The 16393-nt window shown below is 70.8% G+C and carries 15 protein-coding genes; 5 read left to right on the top strand and 10 right to left on the bottom strand.

All coding sequences use genetic code 11. The annotated features are described in order from the left end of the window. Nucleotides 1–151 precede the first annotated feature (151 nt). The 5 genes from EDD27_RS58355 to EDD27_RS21200 form a co-directional block, all read right to left on the bottom strand. The gene (locus tag EDD27_RS58355) at nucleotides 152–1141 is read right to left on the bottom strand and encodes an ABC transporter ATP-binding protein (RefSeq protein WP_127933956.1); all 990 of its coding nucleotides are present in this window, start codon (nucleotides 1139–1141) and stop codon (nucleotides 152–154) included. Further along, nucleotides 1138–2184, bottom strand: a complete 1047-nt coding sequence (locus EDD27_RS58350) for an ABC transporter ATP-binding protein (RefSeq protein ID WP_127933955.1) — start codon at nucleotides 2182–2184, stop codon at nucleotides 1138–1140. The genes EDD27_RS58355 and EDD27_RS58350 overlap by 4 nt, the downstream gene beginning before the upstream one ends. Then, nucleotides 2184–3152, bottom strand: coding sequence for an ABC transporter permease (locus tag EDD27_RS21210; protein WP_127933954.1), 969 nt, complete (start codon nucleotides 3150–3152; stop codon nucleotides 2184–2186). The genes EDD27_RS58350 and EDD27_RS21210 overlap by 1 nt, the downstream gene beginning before the upstream one ends. A 13-nt stretch (nucleotides 3153–3165) precedes the next feature. After that, entirely contained in the window at nucleotides 3166–4674 is a 1509-nt protein-coding gene (locus tag EDD27_RS21205; protein ID WP_127933953.1) for an ABC transporter permease, read from the bottom strand. A gap of 99 nt (nucleotides 4675–4773) precedes the next feature. Beyond that, nucleotides 4774–6504: an ABC transporter family substrate-binding protein gene (locus EDD27_RS21200; protein ID WP_127933952.1), complete on the bottom strand. Its 1731-nt coding sequence runs from the start codon at nucleotides 6502–6504 to the stop codon at nucleotides 4774–4776. Between the two features lie 571 nt (nucleotides 6505–7075). Between EDD27_RS21200 and EDD27_RS21195 the strand changes: the two genes are divergently transcribed. Together EDD27_RS21195 and EDD27_RS21190 are read left to right on the top strand one after the other, a co-directional pair. After that, nucleotides 7076–7810, top strand: coding sequence for a GNAT family N-acetyltransferase (locus tag EDD27_RS21195; protein ID WP_127933951.1), 735 nt, complete (start codon nucleotides 7076–7078; stop codon nucleotides 7808–7810). A gap of 32 nt (nucleotides 7811–7842) precedes the next feature. After that, entirely contained in the window at nucleotides 7843–8769 is a 927-nt protein-coding gene (locus tag EDD27_RS21190; RefSeq protein WP_164903716.1) for a lysophospholipid acyltransferase family protein, read from the top strand. Between the two features lie 94 nt (nucleotides 8770–8863). Here the strand turns inward: EDD27_RS21190 and EDD27_RS21185 are convergent, their stop codons facing one another. After that, a complete protein-coding gene (locus EDD27_RS21185) occupies nucleotides 8864–10156 on the bottom strand; it encodes an FAD-binding oxidoreductase (RefSeq protein WP_127933949.1) in 1293 nt (430 codons plus the stop codon). Nucleotides 10157–10504: 348 nt separating this feature from the next. Between EDD27_RS21185 and EDD27_RS56760 the strand changes: the two genes are divergently transcribed. Continuing rightward, nucleotides 10505–10738 carry a TroA family protein gene (locus EDD27_RS56760; RefSeq protein WP_241564168.1) on the top strand — a complete coding sequence of 78 codons (234 nt, stop codon included), beginning with the start codon at nucleotides 10505–10507 and terminating at the stop codon, nucleotides 10736–10738. A gap of 160 nt (nucleotides 10739–10898) precedes the next feature. Then, a complete protein-coding gene (locus tag EDD27_RS56755; protein WP_241564167.1) occupies nucleotides 10899–11138 on the top strand; it encodes an ABC transporter substrate-binding protein in 240 nt (79 codons plus the stop codon). Here the strand turns inward: EDD27_RS56755 and EDD27_RS21175 are convergent. The 4 genes from EDD27_RS21175 to EDD27_RS21160 all read right to left on the bottom strand — a co-directional run bounded on the left by EDD27_RS21175 (nucleotide 11131) and on the right by EDD27_RS21160 (nucleotide 14139). Continuing rightward, entirely contained in the window at nucleotides 11131–11613 is a 483-nt protein-coding gene (locus tag EDD27_RS21175; protein ID WP_127933948.1) for a metallophosphoesterase family protein, read from the bottom strand. The two genes, EDD27_RS56755 and EDD27_RS21175, sit on opposite strands and share 8 nt — an antisense overlap. Before the next feature lie 330 nt (nucleotides 11614–11943). Beyond that, nucleotides 11944–12531, bottom strand: a complete 588-nt coding sequence (locus EDD27_RS21170) for an ArsR/SmtB family transcription factor (RefSeq protein WP_206641564.1) — start codon at nucleotides 12529–12531, stop codon at nucleotides 11944–11946. Nucleotides 12532–12562: 31 nt separating this feature from the next. Further along, nucleotides 12563–13795 carry an RNA polymerase sigma factor gene (locus EDD27_RS21165; RefSeq protein WP_206641563.1) on the bottom strand — a complete coding sequence of 411 codons (1233 nt, stop codon included), beginning with the start codon at nucleotides 13793–13795 and terminating at the stop codon, nucleotides 12563–12565. 5 nt (nucleotides 13796–13800) lie between these two features. Then, nucleotides 13801–14139 carry a YciI family protein gene (locus tag EDD27_RS21160; protein ID WP_241564826.1) on the bottom strand — a complete coding sequence of 113 codons (339 nt, stop codon included), beginning with the start codon at nucleotides 14137–14139 and terminating at the stop codon, nucleotides 13801–13803. A 147-nt stretch (nucleotides 14140–14286) separates the two neighbouring features. On the opposite strand from EDD27_RS21160, the gene EDD27_RS21155 reads away from it, so the two are divergent. Further along, the gene (locus EDD27_RS21155) at nucleotides 14287–16386 is read left to right on the top strand and encodes an ATP-binding protein (protein ID WP_127933945.1); all 2100 of its coding nucleotides are present in this window, start codon (nucleotides 14287–14289) and stop codon (nucleotides 16384–16386) included. Nucleotides 16387–16393 lie beyond the last annotated feature (7 nt).

Below are 16393 nucleotides of genomic sequence, written 5' to 3'. Positions count from 1 at the left end.
GCGTCAGCCGCCTCCTCCCGCACCGTCGCCCTGGCCTCTGCCACGCTCCCGCAGCACCGGCCGGCACGCCGCAGCACCGGCCGGCACGCCGCAGCACCGGCCGGCACGCCGCAGCGCCGACCGGCCTGCACCGCATGCACGTGCTCGGACGTCAAACCACCTTGGTGTTGACCTCCGCGAAGTGGCAGGCGGCAGGGTGGCCGATGCCGCGGTCGGTCAGGGCGGGCTCCTCCACGGCGCAGATGTCCTGAGCCTTCCAGCAGCGTGAGCGGAACCTGCATCCGCTGGGCGGGTCCAGCGGGCTCGGCACCTCGCCGGTGAGGATGATCCGCTGCCTGCTGCGTTCCTCCCGCGGATTGGCCATCGGCGCGGCGGACAGCAGCGCCTGGGTGTAGGGGTGGGCGGGACGGTCGTAGACGTCGTCGCGCGAGCCGGTCTCGACGATCTTGCCGAGGTACATCACCGCGACCCGGTCGGAGATGTGCCTGACCACCGAGAGGTCGTGCGCGATGAAGATGTACGCCAGCCCGAACGCGTCCTGCAGATCCTCCAGCAGGTTGACCACCCCGGCCTGCACCGACACGTCCAGCGCCGACACCGGCTCGTCGAGCACGAGGAGCTTGGGCTCCAGCGCCAGCGCTCGGGCGATCCCGACACGCTGCCGCTGCCCCCCGGAGAACTCGTGCGGGTACCTGTTGCCGTGCTCGGGGTTGAGGCCGACCCGTTCGAGCAGCTCGGCCACCCGGGCCGGGCCGCCGTCCTGCCAGCGGCCGTGGACCTTCAGCGGCTCGGCGATGATGTCGTTGACCGGCAGCTTCGGGTTGAGCGAGGCATAGGGGTCCTGGAAGACGATCTGGATGTCCCGCCGCACCGCTCGCAGCCGTTTGGGCGGCATCGTCGTCAGCTCGTCGCCCTCGAAGAGCACCGAGCCGGAGGTGGGTTTGTGGAGCTGGAGGATGGCCCGGCCCGTCGTCGACTTGCCGCATCCGGACTCGCCGACGACGCCGAGGGTCTCACCCTGGTCGACGTGCAGGGAGACGCCGCTGACCGCCTGGATGTGGCCGGTCACCTTGCGCAGGAGGCCGCCGCCGCGTACGGGGAAGCTCATCATGAGGTCCTTGACCTCGAGCAGGTGGGTCATCGGACGACCTCGCTCCCGGCGCGGAACAACGCGGTGGGATCAGCCGCCGCGGCCACCTCGCGCCAGTGGTGGCAGGCGGCGTAGTGCCCGCCCTCGCCGGCTTCCATGAGACCGGGCTCCTCGCTGCGGCAGGCGTCGTCGGCCAGCGGGCAGCGTGGCGAGAACGGGCAGCCCGCGGGCAGGTTGATCAAGGACGGTGGAGCGCCGCCGATCGGGCGCAGCCGCCCGCCCGAGGTCTCCAGCGACGGCATCGAGCCGAGCAGACCCGCCGTGTACGGCATGCGCGGCTTGTAGAAGATCGAGTCGGTGTCGCCGATCTCGACCGGCTTGCCCGCGTACATGACCAGCACCCGGTGCGCGATGCCCGCGACGACGCCGAGGTCGTGTGTGATCAGCACGATCGCGGCGTTGACGGCGTCCTTGACGGCCAGGAGCTTCTCCAGGATCTGGGCCTGGACGGTCACGTCGAGGGCCGTGGTCGGCTCGTCGGCGATGATGACGTCCGGGTTGTTGATGACCGCCATGGCGATCATCGCGCGCTGGCGCATGCCGCCGGAGAACTCGTGGGGGTAGGCCCGCAGGCGTGCCTCGGCCTGCGGGATGCCGACCAGGTCGAGCATCTCCCTGGCCCGGGCGAGCGCCTGTTTCCTCGGCACCAGGCCGTGCGCCAGCACCGCCTCGGCAAGCTGGTCGCCGATCGTGTGCACGGGGTTCAGCGCCGTCATCGGATCCTGGAAGATCATGGCGATCTTCCCGCCGCGCAGCGCCCGCCGCCTGCGGGCGGGCAGCTTCAGCACGTCCTCGCCGCGGTACAGGATCCGGCCCCGCACGCGGGCGCCGCGCGGGAGCAGCCCCATCACGGCCAGGGATGAGACCGACTTGCCCGAGCCGGACTCGCCGACGATGCCGAGCACCTCGCGCTCGTGCAGCGCGTAGGAGACGCCCCGGACCGCGTGGACGACGCCGTCGTCGGTCGGGAACTCGACGGTCAGGTCCTCCACGCGAAGAATCTCACCGGGGATCTGGTTGGCAGGACTCGTCATCAGGCACGCACCCGGGTCTGTCGAGGGTCGAAGGCGTCACGCAGGCCGTCGCCGATGAAGTTGATGGACAGGGCGATCGCGATGATGAAGACGCCCGGCCACCAGAACAACCACGGGCGGGTGGTCATCGCGCTGCGGTAGGTGTCGATGAGCTGGCCGAGGGAGACGTCCGGCGGCTGCACGCCGACACCGAGGAACGACAGCGCCGATTCCAGGAGCACCGCGTTGGCGACGGCCAGGGTGGCGCTGACGATGATGACGCCGACGGTGTTCGGCAGGATGTGCCGGAAGATGATCCGGCCGGCGGAGGTGCCGACCGCCCGTGCCGCCTCGACGAACTCCTTCTCGCGCAGCGACAGGAACTCGCCCCGGATCAGCCGGCCCAGCGTGGGCCAGGTCACCAGGCCGATGCAGACGGCCAGGATCACGATGCCCGAGTCGCCGAACGAACGTCCGACGATGGCCGCGATGATGAGGATCGGAATGGTGATCATCACATCGGTCAGCCGCATGATGATAGATTCCGTCGTTTTCCTGAAATATCCGGCGAAGGCGCCTGCAAGCGTTCCGACCGTGGTGGCCACGAAGCCGACGATGAACGCGACGATGATCGACTGCTGCGCTCCCCGCATGGTCAGCGCGAAGTAGTCGATGCCGATGTTGTCCTGGCCGAACGGATGCTCGCCGAGATGGATCCCCTGCCCGCCGAGGAACTCGGGGACCACGCTGAGCGTCGGCCTGCCCTGGTTCACCAGCGAGCCGGTGGCGAGATACGTCTTGTCCCACCAGCCGGGCAGGGGCCCGAATCCGATGGAGGTGAACGCCAGCAGGACGACGCCGCCGAAGACGACCATGCCGGTGAGTGCCGCGCGATGCCGGAAGAACCGGCGGCGGACCATCTGACCCTGGGTACGTGCGACGACGGTCATGCCCTGTGCGGCCCCTGGGGCCTGGGCGCTGATCGTCATGGGTGCTTCTCCTTCATGACAGCCTGATCCGCGGGTCGAGATAGGCGTAGACGATGTCGGCCAGCATGTTGAAGACGACGATGGCGGTCCCCGAGACGATGAAGAACGCCATGACCGGGGCCGGGTCCACCTGCTGGAGCCCCTGGAGGAACAGGCTTCCCATGCCCTGCCAGCCGAAGACGTTCTCGGTCACGATGGCGCCGCCGATCACGCCCGCGAAGTCGAAGGCCATCAGCGTGGTGATCGGGATCATCCCGTTGCGGAAGGCGTGCTTGGTGATCACCGTGCGCTCGGGCAGCCCCTTGGCCCGTGCGGTGCGCACGTAGTCGAGGTTCATCACCTCGAGCATGCTGGCGCGGCTGTAACGCGTGTACGTCGCCAGCGAGATCAGGATCAGCGCCATGGTCGGCAGCAGGAGGTGGCCGGCCGCGTCCAGGTTGGTCTGCCAGAAGTCGCCGGTGAAGTTCGGGGTGCGCGAGCCGATCGTCGAGATGGGGCGGCCGCGCACCCGCTCGCTGTAGGCGGCGAAGCCGCGCAACATCCGGTCGACGAAGATCAGCCCGCCGGTGACCAAACCGGTCAGCACGGCGGCGGTGATCGCCTGCCGGCGGAGCAGGCCGCCGAGGCTGTACCCGAGTCCTGCGCAGACGGCCACGGTGACGAGCGCGAGCCCGAAGATCCCCAGCCAGCCGGGGTCGGCCAGCACGGGATCCAGGACCTCGGACAGGAGCACGCCGATCCCCGCGGCCGCCAGGGCCGCGTAGAGCGGGCCCCGGTACTGCAGTCCGGAGATCAGCACGGTCAGCCCGATCGCCGTGCCTCCCGCGAGGACGGCCAGCGCGAAGAGTCCGATGCCCGGATCGGCGAACCAGCGCGTCGCCGAGAGCAGCGCCAGCGTCACGGCCGTGACGGCGGCGCCCGCACCGAACGCGGCGAGCCTGAGCCGCCGGTCGCCCACGGCCAGCGCCGCCCAGGCGAGGCCGCCGACCAGGGCCACCGAGCCGATGACGGCGGGCGGGATGACGGGATCGCGCAGCCAGTCGTTGAACTCGATGGCGATGTACTGCTTGAGCATCACCGCGACCCAGAAGAGCGGGAGCGAGAAGCAGACGAAGGCGGCGAAGGTGACCGAGTAGTCGAAGGCGCTGTACTGCCGCAGCGCCGAGACGATGCCCACGAGCACGCCGATGACGACCGCGAGCACGGTGGCCGCCACGACGAGCTGGAGCGTCGCCGACAGGGCCGCGCCGAGCAGCACGGCCACGTCCTGTCCGTCGCGGTTGACGCCGAGGTCTCCTCGGAACAGGTTGCCGAGCCAGGCCAGGTACCTCAGCGGAAGGGCGACGTCGAGGTTCATCCGGTCGATGCGGTCGGCCATCCTCCTTTCCCGGTCCGGACCCGGAAGCTCTCTCAAGTCCTCCAGCGGGTCGCCCGCGAGCGCCGTCAGCCCGTAGATGACCATGGTGGCGGCCAGGAGGACGAAGAAGGAGGTGATCAGTCTTCGGGAGATGAAGGCGATCACTCGCTACCCCCTTGGTTCATGGTGACGATGTGCTTGCGCGTGGGCCGGGGACTTGCGGGTGCCCGGCCCACGCACGGCTGGTTCAGGATGATCGGACGGCTAGGGCGCCAGCGTCCACTTGTCCATGTTCCAGGTCACCGACGACTGCGCCGGGTTCGGCACGATGCCCTGCAGCTTCTCGTCCCACGCGAGCATGCCCGGGTGGGCGAACAGCGGGATCGTGGCGAGGTCCGTCCAGAGCAGCTTCTCGATCTCGGCGATCATGGCGGGGTGCTTGGTCTTGTCGACCTCGCCGTTGAGCTTCTTGATGAGCTCGTCGACTTCCTTGTTGGAGTAGCAGCCGTTGTTGTTCTCCTTGCCGGCCTCGCTGCACTCCTTGGCCGTGGTGTACGTCGAGCTCCATTGGCTGACCTCGGCCGAGCCGCTCCACGCGAACAGGGCGACGTCGTAGGTGTTGGTGGCCAGCGGTCCGCCGGCTTCGAAGAACTTCTCGTCACCGGCGTCGACGATCTTGAAACCGGCCTTGCCGCAGGAGTCCGCGATCAGCTGCACTTCCTGGGTGCGGCGGGGGTTGGGCAGGTTGTGGCCGATCTTCACTTCCATCCCGGCCTTGCCGGCCTTCTCCAGCAGCGCCTTGGCGCCCTCGATGTCGGGCTGGGCGTAGTTCTCCGCGCCGTTGCCCTGCGCGACGGTGGCGTAGTCGGCCTCGAACGGGAACTTGGTGCGGGCCTGCAGCACCTGTGCCTGCGGCGCCAGCGGCTTGATGAGGTTGTCCACGATGAGCTGCCTGGGCACGCACTTGGCGAACGCCTCGCGCAGTGCCTTGTCCTTGAACGCACCCTCGAAGTTGAAGTCCAGGTGCTCGTAGGTGTACTGGTCGCCGGTCTTCACGGTGACGCCCTGCATGCCTTCGAGCTGGGCGAGCAGGTCCGGGTTGGGCTGGGGCTCGATGAGGTTGACCTCGCGGTTCTGCAGAGCCTGGGCCTGCTCCTCCTGCGAGATGACGCGCATGACGATGGTCGGCGTCGCGGGCTTGGGGCCCCACCACTTGTCGTTGGCGGTGAGGGTCAGCGACTGGCCGGGCTCCATGGCGGAGATCTTGTACGGGCCGGAGGCGGGGAAGAGCGACATGTCCTTGATGCCGCCCTCGATGACCCAGCCCTCGTTGTAGAACTTGATCACCGCCTCCAGCTTCTTGGCGTCCTCCGCCTGAACCGCGGCGATGAAGTCCGCTTCGCTCATGCCCGCGGCCTTGTAGGCCACGTGAGCGGGCAGCAGGTCCGCGGCCCCCGGGCCGTTGCTGTCCCAGTCGGCGAACGGCTCCGAGTACTCGAAGGTGAACTTCTTGTCGCCCGCCTTGCAGGCCGGGGCCTTGACGAGCTCGACGCCGCTGGTGCCGTCGACCTGGAAGCCCTTGACCTTGCCCGACTTGGCGGCCCAGAACAGCAGGGCGTCGTCACAGTCGATGGGGGTGCCGTCGGACCAGACGGCGCTGGAGTTGAACTCGTAGTCGACCGTCAACGGGTCGTCGGAGCTCTTGGTGTAGGTGCCGAAGTCCTTGTCCGGGGTCACGACGCCGTTCTGGCCGTAGTACCAGAAGCCGGCCAGCACCCGCTGCATGGCCGTGCTGTTGACGAGGTTGTTCACCGCCGTGCTGTTGTAGGAGTTGAACTCCTGCTCACCGGCATAGGTGATGGTCTGCGCCGCACCGGCCGCCGAGGCCGAGGGTTTGCTCGCCTGGCCGCCGCCGCTCTGGCCGCAAGCCGACAGCAGAAGCGCACCTCCTGCCACCGCCGCGAGGAATCTCCCAAATCTGTGCCTGTGGGACACGACAGCTCTCCTTTGTCCGAACTAGGGTCAGCGCCGCCAGTTAGTGCGGAATAGAATCATTGACCAATGTTTCGGACAAATTGCCTGACCGTAATGTTGCAGAGTTGATATCTACGTCGACCCGATCCGTAACGTTCCCTGTCAGAACCTCCGCAGGTCGAAAGGCCCCTATAGACATGCGGGGGAGACCTGTGCAAAGGTGTGCGACGACGGCCGTCGGTGACCGAAACTTCTCGATGGATGTATTTTGTGCCCTGACGGCGTCCATTGGAGAGGTGGCTGTTTACGTCATCGGTACGGCGGCTTTTCCTCGCACGCGTGGTTCTGCCATTTATGAATATGGCAATTTGCCGATATGGCTGTCAGGACGAGTCCTTCACTTGGGTGGCCCCGCCGGTCAGCGTGTGATGTGCCGGTGCAGCAGCCCCGACACCCCGCCGGTCACCTTCTCCCGGTACGCCTGCCCCGAGGTTCATCGCGCGGACGCCTGCCTGCCCCCGTAGCGCGACGCGGCCGTCATTTCCGCATGTCGACATAGGCGCGAGACCCCTTCAGGGAAGGACGCCCGCCCATGACGATCTCTCTTGACACCGGTCGGTACACGGTCGGCATGGCCACCAGCGCAGCCGACCTGCGGGCCGCGCAACGACTGCGGTACGAGGTCTTCGCCGAGGAGATGGGGGCGCGCCTGGACAGCCCCGTCTCGGGCCTCGACGCGGACCGGTTCGACGCCTACTGCGACCACCTCCTCGTCCGCGACGGCGCCGAGGTCGTCGGCACCTACCGGCTCCTGCCTCCGGGCCGGACCGACCGCCTCTACTCCGACGGCGAGTTCGACCTGCGCAACCTCGCCCCGATCAGGAAGGGCCTGGTCGAGGCCGGACGCACCTGCGTGCACCCCGACCACCGGGACGGCGCGGTGATGGCCCTCATGTGGGCGGGCATCGCCCGGTACATGACGGAAGGCGGCCACCAGTGGCTGGCCGGCTGCTGCTCGGTGCCGCTCGACGACCAGGGCGTGGTCGCGGCGGCCGTCGTCGATCAGGTGCCGCTCGGGCCGGAGGAGTACCGGGTCACGCCGCGCGACCCGTGGCGCGGCCGCCGGCGCGGGGCCCGCGGTGACCGGTTCGTCCCGCCGGCGCTCCTGCGCGGCTACCTGCGGCTGGGGTCCTGGGTGTGCGGGGCGCCCGCCCACGACCGGGACTTCGGCACCGCCGACTTCTTCGTGCTGCTGTCCATGGCCCGCGTCAACCACCGCTACCTGCGTTACTTCCTCGGAGAGACCGCGCCGGGAGCGACACGGTGAGGGGCCCGGCGAGCGGCACGGTGAGGGGCCCGGTGAGCGGCACAGTGAGCGGCCCGGTGAGCGGCGCCGCCCAGGCCAACCCCTGGCGGCCCGTCGGCCCGTGCACGCCCGCCGCCTGCGTGGAAGGCCCGGCCACCGCCGCGGGGCTGCCCCGGACGGCGGCGCGGCTGACGGTGGCGCTGCTCGTGATCCTCGCCGGCATACCGGTGTCCCTCGCGGCGTGCCGGGTACCGGCCGGCCTGCGGGCGGCGATCACGAGGGCGTGGGCGCGGCTGCTGCTCAGGGCACTCGGCATCCGGGTGGAGGCCGCGCCGGCAGCGCCCGGCGCGGCGGGCCTCGTCGTGGCCAATCACATCTCCTGGCTGGACCCGCTGGTCCTCGCCGCCACGGTGCCGTCGCGCCCGCTCGCCAAGCAGGAGATCGCCGGGTGGCCCGTCGTCGGACGGCTGGTGGCCGGCTCCGGTGCGCTGTTCATCGACAGGGAGCGGCTGTACGCGCTGCCGGCGACCGTCGCGGCGGTCGCGGGCGCGCTGCGGGCCGGCGACACCGTGGTCGCCTTCCCCGAGGGCACCACCTGGTGCGGGCGCGAGATGGGCCGGTTCCGCCCCGCCGTGTTCCAGGCCGCGATCGACGCCGGCGCCGCGGTGGTCCCGGCGACGCTGCGTTACCGCGAGGGCGCGGTGACCTCCACCCGCGCCTGCTACGTCGGCGACGACTCGCTGCTGGCCTCAATGCTGCGGGTGGCCGCCACCCGGGGCCTCGCCGTCGAGGTGACGCTCCTCGACCCCGTACGTCCCGCACCCGCCGGCCGGGCGGCGCTTGCCGCGCTGACCGAGGCCCGGATCCGCGCACACATGCTCGATGACGCGCATGCCGGCCGGGCGCCGAAGCCTTCCTTCATGACGCTCATACCCGCCGCCGGCGCAGTCGACATGGCCCGGCCGTCCTCCATCGCCTGAAGACGCGGCAGTTGACCCATGGAGGAACCGTGCTGGACTGGCGCGCCCGCCCTCGTGGCACTCGTCCTGATGATCGCCGGGACGCAGGGTCCGCTCACGCGGGCACGACGTGGCCGACGCGGAAGAAGCCGTCCGGGTCGTAGGCCCGCTTGACGTCCCGCAGCCGCCGGTAGTCCGCCGCCCCATAGGCGTCCGCCGTCCGCCGCGGGTCGGACAGGAAGTTGAGGAACGTACCGCCGTTGGCGTACGGCCGCAGTTCCTCGGCCAGGCCGGGCACCGGCGTGTCCACGATGACCGACAGCTTGGTGCTCCGGTGGCTGACCGGGCCCGCGTCCGGTCCGGGGCGGCCCATCGCGCCGCCCCAGTGCCGGATCTCCACGGTCTGCGCCGTCTCGGCGGCCCGCACGAGGATGTCGGCGACCTCGCCGGGGACCGTGTCGAACATGTCCATGTGCCGGTTGGGGGTGCCGCCCATCGCCGCGTCCGCGTACGCCATCGCGCGGGTCTCGTCCAGCAGCGCCGGGCCCGCCGCCCGCCACAGCGGCGCCAGCAGCCGCCTGGCCTCGGCGGCCTCCCCGGCGTGCATGACCTTCAGCATCGCCACGTGCCGTCCGGGCAGCGGCCCGCCGGCGGGCATCCGCTTGAGCACCACCGCGGTGCTGATCTCGTCGGGCGCGTCGTCGATCCAGCTCCGGTACGCGTGCACGAGTCCGGCCGCCGCCTCGATGGGGAAGTACGCGAAACCGGCGTACACCCGCGAGACCGGATAGAGCCGGAACTCCAGCGAGGTCACCACGCCGAACCCGCCGCCGCCCCCGCGCAATGCCCAGAACAGCTCGGGATGACTGCTCGAGCTCGCCGTGACGTGCCTGCCGTCGGCCAGCAGCACCTCGGCCCGCACCACGCTGTCGGCGGCGAACCCGTGCTTGCGGGCCAGCCAGCCGAGGCCGCCGCCCAGCGTGTACCCGGTGACGCCGACCGACGGCGCCGACCCCGACAGCGGCGCCAGGCCGAACGGCGCGGCGGCGGCCAGCACCGCGCTCCAGCGTGCTCCCGGCCCCACCCGCGCGACCCGGCGGACCGGGTCCACCAGCACCGATGCCATGGGCGACGTCCTGACCAGCACGCCGCCGTCGCACGCGGCATGCGTGCCGTGCCCGGTCGACTGCACCGCGAACGGCACGCCGTGCGCCCGCGCCGTGAGCAGCGCCGCCCGCACGTCCGCCACCCCGTACGCCTCGGCCACGAGGGCCGGGCGGGCGTCGACCGTGGGGTTGAGCGAGCGGCGCAGTTCGTCGTAGCCGTCCTGGCCCGGCCGGTGCACGGCGCCGGTGAAGCCCGGGAGCGCGATCTCGTCCTGGAGGGTGGAGGTGTACGGCTGGCTCATCGTTCTGCCCTTCTCTGCGGTGATCTGGGATCACTGTGCTGGAGGGCGCTTACGGTCTCGTTCCCGCGGCCTTACCGCGCCCCTTAAGCCCCGAAGGACTCCAGGATGTTGCCGTAGCCGGGAATCGGAATCCGTCCGCCGTCGCCGCCCGGGCTACGTCACCGGTCGTACGGACGGCGTCCTCCGGTCCCGCAGAAGGGGTACCGGCCGGCGTGATCACGCCGGACCACGCTCAGGCCCGCCGCTCCGGCCTCCTCGGCCCCGGCCTCCGCCGCCGGGCAGGGCCCTTGGACCTGGACCGACGACCGGGGCAAGAACATCTCCCTGCCGCAGCGGCCGCAGCGCATCGTGGCCCAGTTCGACTCGGCGGCCGCGCTGTGGGACTTCGGCGTACGCCCCATCGCGGTGTACGGCCCGCACCGGCTCAAGGACGGCAGCCGTGACCGGGCGGTGGGCGAGGTCGACATCACGAAGGTGGAGTCGATCGGGAACGCCTTCGGCGAGTTCAACGTCGAGAAGTACGCCTCGCTCCAGCCCGACGTGCTCGTGGCGGGCATGTACGAGAAGAACAAGCTCTGGTAAGTCCCCGCGGAGTCCGCCGCGGCCGTCGACCAGATCGCGCCGTCCGTGGGCGTGATGCACAGCGGCAAGCCCTTGCTGGAGATCGTCGACGTACTGGGGCGAGCTGGGCCTGAACGTCGTCTCCCCGCCGAAGCCCTCGGAAGGCGGCTTCTGGGAGCTCGTGAGCTGGGAGAACGCCGACAAGTACCAGGCCGACGTGATCCTCGTGGACGCCCGCGCCCAGTCGATGACGATCGAGGAGATGGCGAAGAAGCCGACCTGGGCCAAGCTGCCCGCGGTCAAGGCCGGCCAGCTCTATCCGTGGCGCGCCGCCGAGCGCTACAGCTACCTGGGCTACGCCGACGTCCTGGAGGAGCTCAAGGCCAATCTGGAGAAGGCGCGCGACGACGTCGTCACGTGACGGGCACGATCTCGGCCCGGGTCAGCACACCGTCCTCGATCGTGAGCAGGCCGAGCGTGCCGTGCGGCTGGCGGCGGCGGTCGGTGGGCGAGCCCGGGTTGAAGATCCGCAGGCCCTCGCCCGACTCGTCCAGCGGGATGTGCGAGTGCCCGAAGACCACCAGGTCCGCCTGCGGGAACCGGCGGCGCAGACGGGCCAGCCGGCCCTTGGCCGGGCCGCTGTCGTGGATCATGCCCACCCGCAGCCCCTCCAGAGTGAGCTCAAGGGTCTCCGGCGCCTCCACGTCGGGGCCGTCGTTGTTGCCCTTCACCACGTGAACCGGCGCGTACGTGGCCAGTTCGTCCAGCACCGAGGCGACGCAGACGTCTCCCGCGTGCAGGATGACGTCCGCGTCCCGCAGGTGCTCGGCGACCCTGGGCGGGCACGAGCGCCAGCGCCTGGGCGCATGGGTGTCCGACAATGCGACGACCTTCATGCCCTCGTCATGCCCCGTTCACGCGCGAACGTGCCAGCCACTCCCGCCACGCAGGCCCCTGATCCTCGCCCTTGAAGACGAGGTGGGCAGCGATCATGGACCCGCCGAACCGTTCCTAAGGACTGAGCATGAGTCGCGCGTGCTCAGCCGAACGCTCCGAACGGTGTGAGCGTTCTGGTCGCCCGGCGTTCTCGCCGTACCCGGGCGGCGCGGATCGTGTCCCGTGGTCCGGGGATGCGGGGGTCGGGGCCCCTCACGCCTACGGGCGCCCGTTCGGGCCTGGGCGGTCCGATGCGTGCCTCCTGAGGTAGCTCGAACTCCCGCCCCACGTCAGCGCTCCCGCTTCACGGCAGGATGTACGGCGACGACCAGGCGATGCGCGCGCCCGCCTTCGGCGCTCTCGTCGTGATATTTGCTGACCAGCGACGTCACGCAGGTGGCCAGCTCCTCGGCGAACGCCGCCCGGTCGGCCGCCGAGGCGAAGCGCACCTCGCCGTCGATCGCGAACGTCGTCACCCGCTGCTGCGCCTTCGCGGCTCCCGTGATGAGGGTGCCGACGTCCCGGACGAGCTGCGCGGCCAGGGCCAGCAGCCACCGCGCGGACAGCCGGTCGGGGGAGCGGCCCGGATCGGGCTGGACGGCGGCCAGCGCGTTCGGGGAGATCACGAAGGACGCGGCGGTGGCCTGCATGACCCGCTCGGTGACGTTGCCCTTCCTGCGCTCCTCGACCAGCTCGACCAGGCCGTGCCGCTCCAGCGTGCGCAGATGGTAGTTGACCTTCTGCCGTGCCAGGCCCACCTTTGCGGCCAGTGACGTGGCCGAGCCCGGCTCGACCAGCTCGGCCAGCAGTTTCGAGCGCATGGGATCGAGCGAGGCCTCGGCCGCCGCGGGATCCTCGATCACGGCCACTTCATGCATGGGTGAACGATGGCACCGAAAAAAATCATTGTCAAGACAGGCGGTTTGCTCGGTCTTCAAGGTAGCGCTGCTCCGGCAGGCTCGTCGTCAGCCGGGCCGCCTCCCGGTAGCCGGCCACCGCCGCTTCCGCGTCGCCCGCCATCTCCAGCAGGTGGGCGCGGACCGCCGCCAGCCGGTGGTGCCGCGTCATCCGCTCGTCGGCCGCCAGGCGTTCGAGCAGGTCGAGCCCGGCCCGCGGACCGTGCACCATGGCCACGGCCACCGCTTGGTTGAGCTTGACGACCGGGTTGTCGTCCACGCCGGACAGCACCCCGTACAACGCCAGGATCTGTGGCCAGTCGGTCTCCTCCGCCGTGGCGGCCTCGTCGTGCACGGCCGCGATGGCCGCCTGCAGCTGGTACGGCCCGAGCGCGGTCGTCGACAGTGCCTTGGTCACCAGCTCGACGCCCTCGTCGATGAGCCGCCGGTCCCACAGGCTACGGTCCTGCTCGGCCAGCGGGATCAGCCCGCCGTCCGGCCTGGCCCGCGCCGCCCGCCGCGCCTCGGTCAGCAGCATGAGCGCCAGCAGCCCGGCCACCTCCCCGTCGCCGGGCAGCAGCCGGCGCACGGCCCTGGCGAGCCTGATCGCCTCGCTGGTCAGCTCCGTCCGGTGCAACTCGGGCCCGGAGGTGGCGGTATATCCCTCATTGAAGATCAAGTACAGGACGTGCAGCACCACCCGCAGCCGGTCGGCCCGCTCGGCCTCCGGCGGCATCGCGAACGGCACGCCGGTGGCCTTGATGCGCTGCTTGGCCCGGCTGATGCGCTGCGCCATCGTCGCCTCGGGCACCAGGAACGCGCTGGCGATCTGCGCCGTCGTCAGCCCGCCCACGGCCCGCAGCGTGAGCGCCAGCTGCGAGGGCTGCGACAACGCGGGATGACAGCACAGGAACAGCAGCGTCAGCGTGTCGTCCTGGTCGCCGGGCCGCTCCTCGCCCGGCGACGGCGCCACGAACGCGTCGGCGGGCACGCTGACCGCCACGCTCTCCTCCCGCCGCCGCCGCGCGTGCTCGCTGCGCATGTGGTCGACGACCCGGCGGGAGGCCACGGTGATCAGCCACGCCCGCGGGCTGTCCGGCAGGCCCTGCTCCGGCCACTGCACGGCCGCGTCGAGCAGCGCCTCCTGCACGGCGTCCTCGCAGGTGCCGAACTGCTCGTAGCGCCGTACGAGCACGCCCAGCACCTGCGGGGCCAGCTCCCGCAGCAGGCTCTCGACATCGGCCACGGCCGTCACACCTCGTCGATGATCGGGCGTACCTCCATCGCGCACAGCCGCGCGTCCGGCCAGCGGGCCGCGATCTCCGTGGCCCGCTCGACGCTCGCGCACTCCACGATCAGATAGCCGGCCAGGAACTCCTTGGCCTCCAGGAACGGCCCGTCGGTGACCGCCGGCACGCCGCCCCGCACCTTCACGGTCCTGGCCGCCCCGGGCCCGTCCAGCGCCTGCCCGCCGACCAGCTCGCCGCTCTCGCCGAGCTCCTTCATCAACGCGTCGACCTCGGCCATCACCGCGTCGCCATGATCGGCCACGGCTTGCTGCGACTCCGGGTTGGCGTAGATCATCAGCATGTATTTCACGGGCACATGCTAGTGGCACGGCCGCTCCCGGACCCCGGCGCGGGCGCGACGGCCGCCGGGCCGGCAAGGCCGCTCCGGCGCCGTGACCTGCGTGGACTACGCTTGCAGTGATGTGACCGTCTTGCCTGGGAGGGGGCGATGGGGAGCCTCCCCGTCGCGGAGAGCAGCTTCGTCGGCCGGCGGCGCGAGATCACTCAGGTGTCGAGAGCCCTGTCCCGCGCCCGGTTGGTCACGCTGACGGGCGTGGGCGGCGTGGGCAAGACGCGGCTGGCGCTCGAGGTGGCGGCACGGTCCGAGCGGGTGTTCCGCGACGGCGTGTGGGTGGTCGATCTGGCGGCGTTGCGCGACGGCACGCTGGTGGCCCGGACCGTGGCGGACACGCTGGGCATCCAGGACCGCTCCGGCAGGCCGCCGGAGGAACAGCTGGCCGGTTACCTCGCCGACCGGGCGCTGCTCATCGTTCTGGACAACTGCGAGCACCTGTGCCAGGCGTGCGCGCTGTTCGCCGAAACGATGTTGCGCAGCGTCCCCGGGCTGCGGATCCTCGCCACCAGCAGGCAGACGCTGGGCGTCCCGGGGGAGCACGTCCTGGTGGTGCCGCCGCTGTCGGTGCCCGATCCCGACCGGCTTCCGCCCACGGCCGCGCTGATGCGCCGCGAGGCGGTGCGCCTGCTGGCCGACCGGGCCACGACCGGCACGCGGGACTTCGCCGTGACCAAGGAGAACCGCCATGCCGTCGCGGCACTCTGCGCCCGGCTGGAGGGGATCCCGCTGGCGATCGAGCTCGCCGCGGCCCGGCTGGCGTCGCTGTCGATCGAGCAGGTGGTCAGCCGTCTGGAGGACCGCTTGGCGCTGCTGACCGGCGGGAACCCGGCGGCGCTGCCCCGGCAGCAGACCCTGCGCGCCACGATCGACTGGAGCCACGCGCTGTGCACCCCACAGGAGCGGCGGCTGTGGGCGCGGCTGTCGGTGTTCGCCGGCGGTTTCGACCTGGACGCCGCAGAAAGCGTCTGCGTGGACGCCGATCTGGGCGGGGAGGAGATCCTCGATCTCGTCGACGGGCTGGTGAAGCAGTCGATCATCATGCGGGTGGAGGTGAAGGGCTCCGTCCGCTACCGGATGCTGGAGACGATCCGCGACTACGGCCGGGAGAGGCTGGCCGAGCAGGGCGAGATGGACCGGCTGTCGAGCCGGCACCGTGATTATTTCCTCGGCCTGGTCGAGCGGATGAACGCCGGCTGGAGCGGTCCGGGGCAGGTGGCGGCCCTGGCCCGGTTGCGTACCGACCACGACAACCTGCGGGCCGCGCTGGAGTGGTGCATGCGCGATCCCGCCGGGCCGGAGCCGGCGCTGGCCCTCACGGCGGCGTTGCGGTACCACTGGTGCGTCGGCGGATACGTCACGGAAGGACGCTGGTGGCTGGAGCGGGCGCTGGGCTTGTCCGGCGAGCCCAGCCCGGCGCGCACGGCCGCGCTGTGGGTGGCGGCGTGGACGGCGGTGAACCTTGGAGACCACCGGGCAGCCGGCCGCTGTCTCGGCGAGTGCGAGAGGCTGGCCGAGCAGCAGCATGACGAGGTCTCCCAGGCATACGCGCGCACGATGCGCGGCATCGACGCCATCTACCAGGGACGCGTGAGTGAGGCGATCGGCCACCTCGAGGAGGCGATCGCCGCTCATCAGCGCCTGGAGGAGGCCAATGGCATCCTGCTGTCGATGCTCGTTCAGGCCAGGTCCTACTCCAACGTGGGCGATACCGCTCGGTGCAAGGCGCTGGCCGAGCGGACGCTGACCCTCAGCGAAGAACTCGGCGAGCGATGCTGGCACGCCTACGCACTGTGGGCGTACGGGCTGGAGGTCTGGGCCGAAGGCGACACCGAGCGGGCCGACGACCTGGCCCGCCGTGGGCTGTCGATCCAGTGGGAGTTCAATGACGCCGTGGGCGCCTCGCTGACGATCGAGCTGCTGGCGTGGATCGCGGAGTCGAGGCACGAGCTCGTCCGGGCCGCGCGGCTGCTGGGCGCCGCCGGGGTGATCTGGCGCTCGATCGGGGCGAGCGCCGGGTTCCGCTCCCCTCAGACATCCGAACTCCACGACCGCTGTGTCCGGCGGGTCCGCCACGTCCTCGGGGAGGCGAGGTGCCGGGCGGCGCGGCAGGAGGCCGAGCGGAACTGCACGACCGTCGAGCAGGCGATCGCCTATGCGCTGCACGACTGCCGGCCCCAGCCCTCCGGCGGCTGACCGGGCG

The organism is Nonomuraea polychroma, assembly GCF_004011505.1.
Classification (GTDB): domain Bacteria; phylum Actinomycetota; class Actinomycetes; order Streptosporangiales; family Streptosporangiaceae; genus Nonomuraea; species Nonomuraea polychroma.
The sequence above is the reverse complement of the archived record's forward strand: the minus strand, read 5'-3'. Positions and strand labels throughout refer to the sequence as shown.